Source organism: Enterococcus sp. BWR-S5 (assembly GCF_016745255.1).
Lineage (GTDB): Bacteria > Bacillota > Bacilli > Lactobacillales > Enterococcaceae > Enterococcus_L.
In genome coordinates this window covers 19,174-31,951 of sequence record NZ_JADOEQ010000016.1, presented here as the reverse complement: position 1 = coordinate 31,951, position 12,778 = coordinate 19,174, and the positions used below count along the sequence as shown (strand labels likewise).

At 41.0% G+C, this 12,778-nt stretch carries 10 protein-coding genes; 8 read left to right on the top strand and 2 right to left on the bottom strand.

Annotated elements, in window-relative coordinates; translation table 11 throughout:
• Nucleotides 1-185: 185 nt before the first annotated feature.
• From IW510_RS16780 to IW510_RS16745, 8 genes are all read left to right on the top strand, one after another.
• Nucleotides 186-884: a glucosamine-6-phosphate deaminase gene (locus IW510_RS16780; protein WP_202061627.1), complete on the top strand. Its 699-nt coding sequence runs from the start codon at nt 186-188 to the stop codon at nt 882-884.
• Between the two features lie 479 nt (nt 885-1,363).
• The gene (locus IW510_RS16775) at nt 1,364-2,458 is read left to right on the top strand and encodes a tyrosine-type recombinase/integrase (protein ID WP_202061624.1); all 1,095 of its coding nucleotides are present in this window, start codon (nt 1,364-1,366) and stop codon (nt 2,456-2,458) included.
• A gap of 296 nt (nt 2,459-2,754) precedes the next feature.
• Nucleotides 2,755-3,447, top strand: a complete 693-nt coding sequence (locus IW510_RS16770; protein ID WP_202061622.1) for a winged helix-turn-helix transcriptional regulator — start codon at nt 2,755-2,757, stop codon at nt 3,445-3,447.
• Between the two features lie 103 nt (nt 3,448-3,550).
• Nucleotides 3,551-4,468 (top strand): signal peptidase I, encoded by a 918-nt coding sequence (locus tag IW510_RS16765; RefSeq protein ID WP_202061620.1) that lies wholly within the window; start codon nt 3,551-3,553, stop codon nt 4,466-4,468.
• 25 nt (nt 4,469-4,493) lie between these two features.
• The gene (locus IW510_RS16760; RefSeq protein ID WP_202061618.1) at nt 4,494-5,504 is read left to right on the top strand and encodes a TasA family protein; all 1,011 of its coding nucleotides are present in this window, start codon (nt 4,494-4,496) and stop codon (nt 5,502-5,504) included.
• Nucleotides 5,505-5,560: 56 nt separating this feature from the next.
• Nucleotides 5,561-6,325, top strand: coding sequence for an LPXTG cell wall anchor domain-containing protein (locus IW510_RS16755; RefSeq protein WP_202061616.1), 765 nt, complete (start codon nt 5,561-5,563; stop codon nt 6,323-6,325).
• A 239-nt stretch (nt 6,326-6,564) separates the two neighbouring features.
• Complete coding sequence (locus tag IW510_RS16750; protein WP_202061615.1) at nt 6,565-7,260, top strand: hypothetical protein; 696 nt, start codon at nt 6,565-6,567, stop codon at nt 7,258-7,260.
• 14 nt (nt 7,261-7,274) lie between these two features.
• Nucleotides 7,275-11,726 (top strand): RCC1 domain-containing protein, encoded by a 4,452-nt coding sequence (locus tag IW510_RS16745; RefSeq protein ID WP_202061614.1) that lies wholly within the window; start codon nt 7,275-7,277, stop codon nt 11,724-11,726.
• Between the two features lie 133 nt (nt 11,727-11,859).
• Here the strand turns inward: IW510_RS16745 and IW510_RS16740 are convergent, their stop codons facing one another.
• Nucleotides 11,860-12,267 (bottom strand): hypothetical protein, encoded by a 408-nt coding sequence (locus IW510_RS16740; RefSeq protein ID WP_202061613.1) that lies wholly within the window; start codon nt 12,265-12,267, stop codon nt 11,860-11,862.
• A gap of 62 nt (nt 12,268-12,329) precedes the next feature.
• Nucleotides 12,330-12,770: a YueI family protein gene (locus IW510_RS16735; RefSeq protein ID WP_202061612.1), complete on the bottom strand. Its 441-nt coding sequence runs from the start codon at nt 12,768-12,770 to the stop codon at nt 12,330-12,332.
• Nucleotides 12,771-12,778: the final 8 nt, after the last annotated feature.

Below are 12,778 nucleotides of genomic sequence, written 5' to 3'. Positions count from 1 at the left end.
TTCCTGAAAGCTTATCGTCAGCCTTCAGGAAGCTTTTTTACTTTATCTGTAGAATGTTCAACTGCGATTTTTTTGCGTCTATTCGGCTTTTTAGAAGATTGTCTAATAAATTTTTCATTTTATCTTGACATGGGATTGTTCCCACAAATTATAATTTAGAAAACAATAACTAGAGGAGCGATAGCATGAAAATTATTATTGAAAGCGATTTCGACGCAATGAGTGAAACAGCAAAAAATATTCTAATGGGGCATATGACTGGAGCGAAGCGGGTAAACCTGTCAATCACCGGAGGCAATACACCGGTAAAAGTGTATGAAAAAATGGTTACTGCTGTAAAAGACAGCCCGAACTATAACAATGTTCATTATTATAATTTTGACGAAATTCCTGTAGAAGGTCAAAAAGAGGGAATCACAATCAGTGATCTAAGAAGATTGTATTTAACTCCGGCTGGTATTAGTGAAGAAAATATTCACCCGTTGACTCCGGAAAACTATGCAGACCAGGATCAGTCTCTTGAAGATGCAGGAGGATTGGACGCAATGCTTATCGGATTAGGCAAAGATGGCCATTTCTGTGGCAATATGCCGGGAACTACAGCCTTTAACAAGCTGACGTATAAAGTAACTGTGACAGGAGAAGAATCATGGTTTGTTCCTGAAATGATGGAAAAGGGAATGTCCTTTGTGACCATGGGACCAGTGAGTGTCATGCGCGTGAAGCACCTGATTCTAATCGTCAATGGCGCGGAGAAAGCAGAGATGGTTCGAAGAGTTCTTACCGGTCCGGTCAGTGAAGACGTACCAGCATCTGTTTTACAGCTGCACCCGAATCTGACAGTTATTTTAGATAAGGAAGCTGCGGATGCGTTGAGTAAGTAGATATTGAATAAAGAGCTGAAAAAAATAAGCTTGTGACGAAAAATGTCACAAGCTTATTTTTTTATCTAAAAACAAATGAAAACATTCTTGGTGTCTTGTATCTAAGACGCGAAACGAAAATGAACAAAAATGTTTTATAAAATTGATAAATTAAATCGGTAGATACAGTATTTTTGGCGATAGTCGTATGCAATAATTATAAAATGGAATTTGTTTCACAAAAAAATCTTGTTTTTGATAAAAACAAGAAAGTAGGGTGAGTGTGTATATAAGTACTGTTTATATTAAAATTAAATTTTTGTATCTTATTTTTTTGGCTTTTATCTAATAACTTATTCGACAAACTCATTATACACTATTCATTTTCAAATATTCTACCAAAATTTTTTAAAAATTTGAAAAAAATTGAGAAATATGTAAATATTTTTGTATTTTCCGTCGTATTAGCCGTCAAAAATTACAAAGGAGAGGAATTTCTTATGGTTCGAAGAGGAGAAAATATATATAAACGTAAAGATGGTCGTTGGGAGGGACGTTATATTCAAGGAAGAAAAGCGGATGGAAAAGTTCGTTATGGCTATGTATATGCCTACTCTTATAAAGACATAAAGGAAAAATTGATGGAGCGAAAGCTTCTATTGAAGAGGAGCGATCCTGAGCAAGTAGATTTTGAAGGGACCGTTTCAACTTGGATTGACTATTGGCTGGACATGATTAGTGATACAGTAAAAATCAGCACCTACAATAGTTATAAAAACAAACTTGAGCGTTACGTAAAGCCGTATGTTGGACATGTTCCTTTAAAAAGGCTTTCTTCAGAGCAAATCAATCAAATGATAAAAAGCCTATCAGAGCAACTAGCGCCATCATCGATTCGAACAGTCTGTCAAATCTTGAAAAGCTGTTTAAGAGAAGCTGAAAAGCGGCGATTGACAGACAACTATCTATTTGAAGATTTCCAACTTCCTAAAGTCAACAAACAAAGAATCCGAACACTGTCGCTAAAAGAACGACAGCTGATTATTAAGCTGGCAGAGGAAGATACTTATGGATTTCCAATTATTCTTTCTTTGGAAACTGGTATGCGGATTGGCGAAATAGCTGGTCTAAAGTGGAAGGATATTGATTTTGTCTCAAAAACATTGACGGTTTCGAGAACATTGCAGAGACTTCAGACTTTTTCAGAGGAAGGAAAGAAAACAGCATTACTTGAAGGCAGTCCCAAAACACAAATGTCAAGAAGGGTATTGCCTTTGTCGACTAAAATGGTCAACTATCTAGAACGATTAAAACAAGATGCAACGGGTGATTATATAGTGAATATACAGGGAAAACCTATAGAACCTCGAACAATCACTAATCATTTCAAACGAATTGTTGCAGGGACAACACTGACTTCTGTCAGCTTCCATGCGCTAAGACATTCGTTTGCAACACGCTGTCTGGAATGTGGGATTAGTGTAGCTGCGATTTCCTCCTTGTTAGGTCACACCTCTGTTAAGCTGACCTTAGATATTTATACAAACACAACCTTGAGCGAGGAAAGGCGAGCAGTAGAAATTTTAGTTTCTTGAAAAGAAATGAGACTATGACAAAAGCTATTATTCTTCTTTAAGAGACCAGGACATTAAGATGTCCTGGCCTCTATTTTTTTGTTTTCACCGTCAAGTGAGCCGTCAGCGGATATTTTTCTCTTGGTTTTTAGGTCTTTATCCTCATTTTCTTGTTTTTATCAAAAACAAGAAAATGAGAAACAGCTTCTTTGAATAGGTGCATGGTAGTACCCCTGTTCAAAAAATAGCTGCTAACCGATCGCAGATTTTGCCCATCTAACAAATTATAAAGAAGTAGTTTGGAAAGGAGAAGTATTATGCATACAATTGGTGTTTTGAACATAGCAGGAGAACTGCGTCAAGAATACATAGATAGTTTAAAAAAGGAACAATATCAAGTCGTACCTATTGATTCTGAGCAGAAGCTGGATGAGAAGATACGGCAAATTGATGGTGTCATCATCTTTGATGAGAATCAGGAAAATGTCGGCGGTGTCTGTAATTTGATTCTGTCAATCAAAAAAGAATCACAGGCGCTTGTCTGGACTGCCTCTAAAAATATTTCCAGTATCAATCGGTTGGTTTATCTGCAGCTTGGTGTCTCAGGAAATATTGAACAAAAATGTGACCCAGAAGAGCTGCGTCTAATCATTCGTAATTCATTGGGAAGTGAGAAGAAAGAGGATGGAAAGCAGACAGGAGAGGAAAATCTAAATTTTGCCATACAACTCAACTCCGCAAATCAAAGTGTTTCTATTGAAGGGCAGGAAGAAATTGATTTGACTAGGATGGAATTTCAGATTTTGAATGTGCTTTATGAAAATCGCGGAAAAGCGATGAGTTATGAGGAGATTCATGCAGAAATTTGGGGAGAAAACCAAGTGCCCTCCAAAGCGCGTATCGCCAATTTGATTTTTCATTTAAGGAAGAAGATTGAAAGGGACATGCTGAATTTGCGATATATAAAAACCGTTCGTTCAAAAGGCTACATGTTGAATGTGCCAACATAAATATTGAGTGGGAGAGAGTATCGAAAAAGTGGACAGCTGGCGCTTCCCTATACTGTTTAGTGATTGGCGACCCAGTCATGTATAAAGTCAGGAGGCAAAAAGATTGACCAAAGTAGAAACAGAGATAGAAAAACACCCAAAAGCAAAGAAGAAAAACAAGAAAAGAACATCGGGTGTGTCTGATGGGAAAAACGTGAAAAAAAGAAAAAAACGCTCTTCCGAAACAAGTAGAAAGAACGTATCAACGACGAATAAAAGAAGCAATTCCACGAGTAAAAATACTAAGGGAGTATCTCGGAAAAAGAGGCCATCAACGCAATCAGGAAGAAAACAGACAGAAAAAAAACGAAAGCAGCGGAAGTCAAACAAGGTAATCACTGCGCTATTCGATATTCTATTCTTTCTATTTATTCTATTGATGCTAGGTGGTGCTGCGGTTTTCACCATCAGTGAAAAGAACGACAAATCCTTTTATGGGTATCGATTTTATGAAGTATATACCAATTCAATGAGGAAGACACAGGATAATCAGAAAGGTAATTTCGTTGCCGGCGATATGATTATCGTCAAGATTGAAGAGCCGGAAAAAATCGACGTAGGGGATATCATCACCTTTGTACCGAACCAGCAGTCTCCCGATACGTATCTGACGCACAGGGTCATTGCGAAAGAAGAACCGGAAAAATCTGAGCCGGAGGTCGTTGATGGGGAAGTTCAAATCAGCGAACATTATCCGGTATTTACAACACAAGGGGATGCCAACAACAAATCAGATCCACCAGTCAGAGGTGATCGAGTGATCGGAGTCGTCCAATTTGCGATTCCTAAAGCTGGGACAGTACTCAAGTTTATTCGCGAGAATACGATTCCCGTAGTGGTCATGGTGGTTTCTTTTTTCTTATTAGTTATTTTGTTACGCCAATATTTCGCTCCGGAAAAAGAACAACCGGGCGAACAAAAGAGAGGATATGACTCTTTGCCTGCTTCGAAGAAAAGAAGAAGCAAAGATTTATATAAATAAATTTTTTTTAGGAGGAAACACAAGAATGAAGAATCTAAGAAAGAACAAAAAGTTTGTTACAGGCGCATCAGCAGCCTTAACAGTCTTGATGCTGGCAGCAGGAACTTTTGCCTGGTATTCTGCTCAACATAGCGTAGAAAACAAATTCAAGACAGATGGAATGCCTGATGGATCTGTAAAAGTATGGGAAATCTTTGACGAAGAAAAAGGTAAAGAAGCGAAGCCAGGAGAAAAAATCCAAAAAGACGTTGGTGTAACGAACTTAGGAGACAACCCTGTATTTGTTCGTGCATCATTTGAAGAAATGGTTCATAAGTATGATGCAGATGGTTTGAATCTGGCTGTAGAAAAATCTACAACAATCAAAGCAGATGCTGATTTAGAAGCAAATGGTGGAGCGTTCCTTCCTGTACCAATCATCGATACAACTTCATGGAGTGACCCAGCTACACTAGGTTTCACTGTAGATGCAAGCGTACCTGCCGGCGTTACTGTGAAAATGAAAGAATTGACAACTTCATCTGCAAGCAACTCTTATGAAGTGATTGCTTACTCTACGCAAAATGGTCAAGTTGGCGGAGAATGGAAAATCGACAGCGATGCAAAAACAATTTCTGTAACAGATGTGACATACAACTACTACAAACGTACAAGTACAGCAGCAACATTCAACTGGACTGTGGATATATTGGAAGCTACTGCACCTGCAGCATTCCAATTGGATGAAAAAATCAATTTAATTTACCATACAGCAAATGTAGACAACACAACACCAACTGCTAACAAATGGTACTTCAACGCAGCTGATGGCTGGTTCTACTATATCGGTCTGGTTGATTCAGGTAATGTAACACCATTACTGTTGAACGCTGTACAAATCGACGGTTCTGCTGGAAACAACTATATGTATATGGATTACACACTGACTGTAAAAGCAGAAGCTTTACAAGGTTACCAAGAAGCATTGTCTGACTGGTCAGGCGTAACCGGTGCTCTTAAAACTGCACTGGAAGCTGTAGCACCTGCTGCACCATAAGCTGAGATAAAGAGTATCATCTCCTCAAAAGCAGATGACTTTAAGGAGGATTAACAATGAAGCAAATAAGAAAATTGTTAGCAATGCTGGCAATGATATTCTTTTGTCTGGCTGCTCCTGTCATTGTCGAAGCAGAAGAAATCAATATTCCTGATGGCTTTGTTATCGGAGACGATCAGGGGCTCAGTGTGACAGAAAATGGTGGTTATTTCTTCAATCTTAGTGGTCTGATGCCTGGAGATATTATAACTCGGAATTTGGTTATCCAAAACAATCGATCGGACGATTATCGATTGAAAATGATTATTGCACCTAAGTCACATGAAGGGCCGGTCAATTTGATCGAAAGTATGAGTATGAAATTTACTTATAGCAGCACGGTCATTTACGACGGGAACCTTTCAAGTGACGAGAACGGAGAGACTGTAGAATCACGAGAACTTGATTTTGGTATTATTCCAGCAGGTTCAACGCAGACGATGGAAATTGAGCTGAAAGTATTGCGCAACATTCCCTTCGATGAATTTATGTCTGGGCCAAGTGAGGCAATTGTGACTTGGACATTCATGGCTGAAAGAGATACTGAGCCATCGACCTCAGATTCGACAGATCCAACGACACCGTCAACGTCTGATACAACCGGACCAACGACACCGTCGACCACTCAACCGTCTACAACGAAGCCTTCAGGAAGCTATCCAAGTACAGGTGAGACCTATTCAAAGATACTATTCACCTTAGGAGGAATTTTTCTGATTATAACAGGCATCCTGTTCTATCTTTTCTATATCAGAAAAGAGAAGGATGAGGCGGCACATTGAAACTCAATGTGAGGAATAATCAAAATAATCAAGGATAATAAATGAGAGGTCGGGACAGAAGCATCATGCTCTGAGGATCAGGAAGAGATATCTAACTGCCTGTTTTATACAGGTTTGAGATATTCCAGCTGATTTTTCAAAGTGCTGCTTCTGTCTCGCCGTTTATTCGGATTTAAGAAGCTGAGAAGAGCAAATAGATTTCTTCTCGGACTCTCTTTACTAAAAAGTGAGGTGTGATTATGCAGAAAAAAATCAAGATGCTGTTTCGAAATAAACCCACTATTGGGATCATAGCATCTATTTGTACAATCATCTTCGTTCTTGCGTCCACCTTTGCTTGGTTTTCCGGAACTGCTGCGCGGGACAATGAATTTAAGACCGATTTTGACTTTGATGTTGAGCTGGTCGACGAATTCGAGAAACAGGAGACTGTGGAACCGGAGCAGTTAGTGCCGAAAAAAGTAGGTGTCTTTAATCCAGAAGAGCTTGCAGCATTTGTTCGAGTTATGGTTTTTCCAGTTGCATACCAGACAACAGATGATGGTCAAGTGCCATTGCCGATGACTGATGGTATAGAACTTGTTTATGATGATGCCAACACAACAACGACATTTGAAGAAAACAAATGGCAGTTGGGTGATGATGGCTATTATTACTACCTAGGTACATTGGCTCCTGGACAGACAAAGGAACAGGTCGATAACGACGAGTTGGACAGTCAAATACTGTTCAAGGGCGTTACGATTAAATTTAAAGATGATGAAACAAAGGAAACGTATCGGGATGCTTCGTTCCGAATCGTAGTGAAATCTGAAGCTGTAGATGCTAGAAATGGCGAGTATCGCGTTTCCTGGTGGAATACGGATAAGGATACTGCGCAAGTGAATGATCCATTGAAAACGATTGACGAAGTATTGCAGACACTGGCCGACTAGAAAGGAGCTAGACCATGTGGAAAAAAATCAAGAAGCATAAGCGACTTGCTTCGATAGCAGCAATCCTTTCACTACTAGTCCTTCTGGCTGGTGTAGGGTATGCAAGGAACCTGTCGACAGTAAGTGCCAATGAGGAAGCGCAAGGAAAGGAAACTGAAGCTGTTTCAGAAGTTGTAGAAACAGATTTCCTTAATATGGATATCGCATCCAGACTTGCCGGTCCTAATGATGCAGAAATTCCGGATCTTGCGTCAGCGATCCGTTTTGTCGACACAGCAACATTTTATCGAGGTGGGCTCGCTCTCGATGATCAAGGCAAAGTATGGGCATGGGGATACAATACCGGTGATAACTACGGTGCTCCCGGAATCAGTGATTCAAGTCAAACCTATCTTGGCGGAATGCGCAGATTGCCTTATTTTGTAGATAACAATATCAAAATCGTAAAAATCTATGCATCCTATGCGACTTGTTATGCTCTTGACGATCAAGGCAACCTGTACGCGTGGGGAAATGGGATGCAAGGACAGATGGGGAATGGTTCCACAACCGCGGCTAACTATGCACCAATCAAGGTTACCTATTTCTCTAATCTGGGTGAAAAGGTCAAGTATGTTTGTGCCAGCACGACTGGAACAATGCCAAGCTTCGTTTATGTTCAGACAGAAAGCGGCAAGGTTTATGCATGGGGCTATGCACCGGAAAACCGTATTCCCGGTTATGCCGGTTATCAGTCAACGCCTGTCAGAATGACTGCTTGGGAAGGCATCGATATCGCAAAAATAAGTATGGGAACCAGTCACGGAGTAATTTTAGATACTTCGGGCAATGTTTATATTTGGGGAAATGCTACTTATGGAAAGATGGGACAGGGAAATGCTACGACCGCGTATACCGTTCCAACTAAGATGACGCAATTTGCTGAAGGCTCTGTTGTGGATATTTCTGCAGCAGGTGAAAAAACACTGGCTTTGACTAATGATGGCAAGGTCTATCAATGGGGATTAATCCAAACCGGCGGTGGAGGCGGCGGAGTTGGTGTTAACAGTCCAACGGTAGTAGGTGTGGATGCAAGTACAGCCGGTTATACGCCTGAACCTGCATCTGTATTTGCCGGAGTGTTTGCCAGCTACTTTATCGACAGCTATGGACGGCCATGGGTATGGGGGTCAAATAACTATTACCAAAGTGGTGCGGATGGTCCATTGCCTGAAAAATTGAATACTTTTTCTGCAGTGGCAAGACAGCTTCCCGCAACATTGGGAGATGGCGATACTCAGGGTGTAAATGGAGTAGTAAAAGCACCCGTGTTTTCTGGTGCATCCAGCGCTCAGACGGCAGCCTATAACTCTTATCGAAGATTTGGACAATGGAGCACCTTGGGAGATGGGCTGCATCCGACAATCTATGATAAGAAATATTCCAAAACAATCGGGGACCCATTAACATCTGGAACAAATACCACTGGACAGCGACATGACAAGGTGTATCTGGTGGATAAGTATGACCGCCGAGTAATCTATGTGATGCGGCGAGATGCTAATGGAACGTACAGTGGGAACTATTATGTAGCAAATGATAGTTATACCGGTTCGTGGATTGTCAATAATGGTACAACTGCTGGTGCTGCATTACCAAGTGGTATCACAGAAGAAACCAGTGTCCCGGCGATTAAAGACGAAGAGAGAAACTGGATTGGTCTGAGTGTCGGAGATGTTGATAACTTTGACTTTACCGGTAATAATCTTCAGGCGATGCCATATGTATCAACAATGAGTAACTTCCAATCTTCCGTAACCTTCCTTGATCCATCGGGAAATCTATACCGAACTTCTTTGGATGGCTCAGGAACAGTCGCATGGGGTTGGGACTATGGTGTCTATGAAGATGGTACCGCAGGGAATAATACGGCGAACGGTCTGTACAACATGTACACCTATGAAGTCATGTACATGCGTGGTGCACCACAGGTTAATCCGGGTTCAATAACTGTTATTTCTGAAAAAGAGAAAATTTACACTTCTCAGAATAAGAGTCAGAACGTCAAATTGAAGATTTCATTAGGTGAGGCATACTATGACTCTTCCTTGGACTTTACCGTAGAACCGGAATTGAAAAATGTAAAATACATTATCATGCCTTATGATGTGGATGATCCAAATATGACAGCTGATGAGCCAACGGCTGATGAGTTCAATGCAGCCTTTGCATCGGCAGGTACCTCTGGCTATACAGCAGTCGATTTGGTTACACAGAATGGTTGGCAGGGCATCAAACAGGAGGTTGGCGCAGAACCAATTGAACTGACCGATGACAGCATTTCAATCAGTGAAAACAGTGTAATTTGGATGCTGATTGAGACAAATGCTTATTCTGCCAGCCAAACAGTGGTTAAAACAGTCACCTATGATAATTTTTATACTGATGCTGAAATCAATCACAAAGGAACCGAATACGGTGGAACAGCAGAAGTCTATGCTGAAAACACCAGCAATGTAACAAAAGTGACTGCGGATGGAATCGATGATCTGGTTGGTTTCCCTGTGGATAAAAATGGGAAAATCATTGGGACTACGACAGAACCGCCAACCTATGGCTATGATGAGGTACAGGTTAGCAAGCTGACAGATGCACAGCTGGATGCTATCAGTACAAGTATTAGAAAAGCCTGGATTTGGCATACACCACAAGTGGATAGTAAAACATTGACATTGAATGGTGTTGATGCAGATAAGGACGATGATCCAACTGCAACGAATGGAGAGCTGGCGGTCACTGCCAAGTATACACATCCGTTCTATTATGATGAAAATCCGGATGCTTTTGCACAGGTGCAATATATTGGTGTCGATAAAAATGGAAACCGTATCACAGAATTTTCAATGACGCCAAATCCTGAGAAATTGATGAAGGAAGTAGACTATACACGGACACCGCCGACCTTATCCGCTGACAGCGGATATGTCGCAACGAAATATAAAGTGATTCATACAACACCTTCAGCTGATCCGGTAGATATTTCCGGCGCGACAGCTCTGGCAAGTGATGGTAGTGCCTCCTTCAATATTCCTTGGGATGACTCGATTACCAATGTTACAGTAATCTTTGTCTATGAGCAGGCACCGATGGCTTATTACATCAGTGCAGATAGAGGGGTTTCTCCCTATACATCTGTAACTGGGTTTGTGGATGAAAATACACGGACACCTGAGGAAGATGTAGTAGTTCATGAACCGAACGATGCAGCGATTGATGATGAATATGTACTCGTTGGGTACAAGATTTTTAATGGGAAGGTCACGGATGTGTCAACATTAGACCTGACAACCGCTGTTCAGAGCTTGAACAGTGAAGGGAAATCTGAGTATACGCCGCCAAGTGGTCAGGATGAGTACACCGTTGTCTATATCTATGAAAAAGCACCGTTAGTACATTATCTCGCTGCAGATAAAGGCGCGGCTTCCGATAATTTACTGACAGACTTTTCTATGAGTTCTGAACGATTAGCAAAGGATACGACACACTCGAAAACACCGGTTTATACCAACGATGATTATGTGATGGTAGGGTATAAGGTCATCAGCGGGAAGTTGGCCGATGGAACGACGCATACCGACCTTTCCGGCTACACAGCTACGACGGATGGTACAGCTTCATTTAAGCCGAGCGATTATGGCTATGAGCTGACAGTAATCTTTGTTTATGAGCAAAAGACACTCGTTCACTTTGTAGGAATTAACGGTCAGGATCCAGCTAATCTGAGCTTTATGGAAAACTGGGACATTGACTCAAGAAAAGAAGTGAAGGGCAGCACAAATACGCAGACACCGAAAGATTACACAACTCCGGATGGCTACAAGCCAATCGGTTACTATGTAGTCAATGGAAAAGTCACTGATCCGACGACTGTTGATTTGGATCAGGTAGGTTCATTGAATACAGCTGGAGATGCGGAATATACTGTACCTGCAAACCAAGATGAGATTACAATCATTTTTGTCTATGAGATTCCGCCGTCTGTGGCGCAGTTGCATGTACGTCAGGTAATCATTGACAGTAATGCGAAAGTAAAAGTTCCATCAGATGGATTTATGACCTTGAAACAGGGACAGCCGGGTACTGATTGGACATTTACTAATAAAGAGCTGAATATTACGACAACCTCACGCAAAGAAAGTCAGGCTGCCAAGTATTCAGACTATGTATTGCCGATATCAAAGGATTACATGGGATATGGCCTGAAGTGGACGACCCCTCAATACTACAAGTATATGGGGTATAAACTCTCATCGGTTGATGGTGATTACGATTCATCAGGGATGAACACATCCAAAGAAATTCAATTGGATTTCACGGATAATAAGGAGTACTGGGTAACAATTTATCTGACTCCTGTAACAGAGAATCCGGGAAATTACAGCTGGAAAGATGCGCTTAATGACTTTGGGAAGATTTTGATTCCTTGATGTTGTGAAGTGGAAAAAAGCAGCACCTGCCAATCAGAGTAATCTGGTTGGCAGGTGCTGTTCGTGCTGTCTATTCGCGACTGTTATCTTGATTTTTCTTTTGACATCGGTCGCTTCTAGCGTAATTGTATGGTTAGTATTCCAGTTCCTTAATTGCAATCGTCTGTTTGGTCTCTTCCAAGTCTAGTCCGGTCATAGTTTCCCACCATTGCTTCAGCTCTTTTTCATAAGTAACAGGAAAATCACCAACAATATCAATGACTTTACGGCCATTCAGCTGAGAGTAAGGGAAATTGAGGATTAAGTTGTACTTAAGCTCTGTCAAAAGACTGTAATACTGAAACATCATATAATGCAGCGGTTCTTCTTCCTCATTAATCAAAATTTCCGGAGCGCCATCCAGCATGAAGCCGAAGCTGCGCATCATAAACGTCAGGGCGTCTGTATGCTCGATTTCGAATTCTTCTACATCCTTCAATAATCTGATATGGGTTGTCAATGCTTGTGCAAGTTCCTTTTTCAGTAACTGTTTCTCAATCATGTCTTTCCCTCCTGTGTAAGCTATGCCTGAAGTTCTGGGTCTATCAAAGCTATCAGGTATATCTAGTGAAATAAGCTTTTCCAAAAACTTTCTTTTTCTGCCGGTTTTTGTTCCGGTGTATCAGGATACTTTTTATCGATATCAACCTCAGCCACATCCACCGCATGGTCAGCTGCCAACACAAGCCCCAAAGCATCAGGCTCGCTGCTTTGTGCTTCATTAACAACCGTGAAGCGTCCGCCCTGTGCGTTAATCATCTTGATATAGGCTTTCTGTAGAGTAATATCCATTTTTCCATTCAGTAAAACAGTTCCATCAGGATGAGCGGTCAGCTCTTTTAGAAAATTTTTTTTGTCTTTGTCAATTTTCATTTGTGCAATTGTCATTGTGACAAAGCAGCGCTCTCTAAAGGTCCCCATGTATTTTTTTTGCTCATCGGGCTTTAATTTCGGTGTACCATAACGAGAAGCATCCAAATGCTTTTGTAATTCCTCTTGTCCCATTACAGCCT

Excerpts from the sequence above, each read along its gene's own strand:
- IW510_RS16780 (WP_202061627.1), top strand. The coding sequence starts at position 186 with ATGAAAATTATTATTGAAAGCGATTTCGACGCAATGAGTGAAACAGCA.
- IW510_RS16775 (WP_202061624.1), top strand. The coding sequence starts at position 1,364 with ATGGTTCGAAGAGGAGAAAATATATATAAACGTAAAGATGGTCGTTGG.
- IW510_RS16770 (WP_202061622.1), top strand. The coding sequence starts at position 2,755 with ATGCATACAATTGGTGTTTTGAACATAGCAGGAGAACTGCGTCAAGAA.
- IW510_RS16760 (WP_202061618.1), top strand. The coding sequence starts at position 4,494 with ATGAAGAATCTAAGAAAGAACAAAAAGTTTGTTACAGGCGCATCAGCA.
- IW510_RS16755 (WP_202061616.1), top strand. The coding sequence starts at position 5,561 with ATGAAGCAAATAAGAAAATTGTTAGCAATGCTGGCAATGATATTCTTT.
- IW510_RS16750 (WP_202061615.1), top strand. The coding sequence starts at position 6,565 with ATGCAGAAAAAAATCAAGATGCTGTTTCGAAATAAACCCACTATTGGG.
- IW510_RS16745 (WP_202061614.1), top strand. The coding sequence starts at position 7,275 with ATGTGGAAAAAAATCAAGAAGCATAAGCGACTTGCTTCGATAGCAGCA.
- IW510_RS16740 (WP_202061613.1), bottom strand. The coding sequence starts at position 12,267 with ATGATTGAGAAACAGTTACTGAAAAAGGAACTTGCACAAGCATTGACA.
- IW510_RS16735 (WP_202061612.1), bottom strand. The coding sequence starts at position 12,770 with ATGGGACAAGAGGAATTACAAAAGCATTTGGATGCTTCTCGTTATGGT.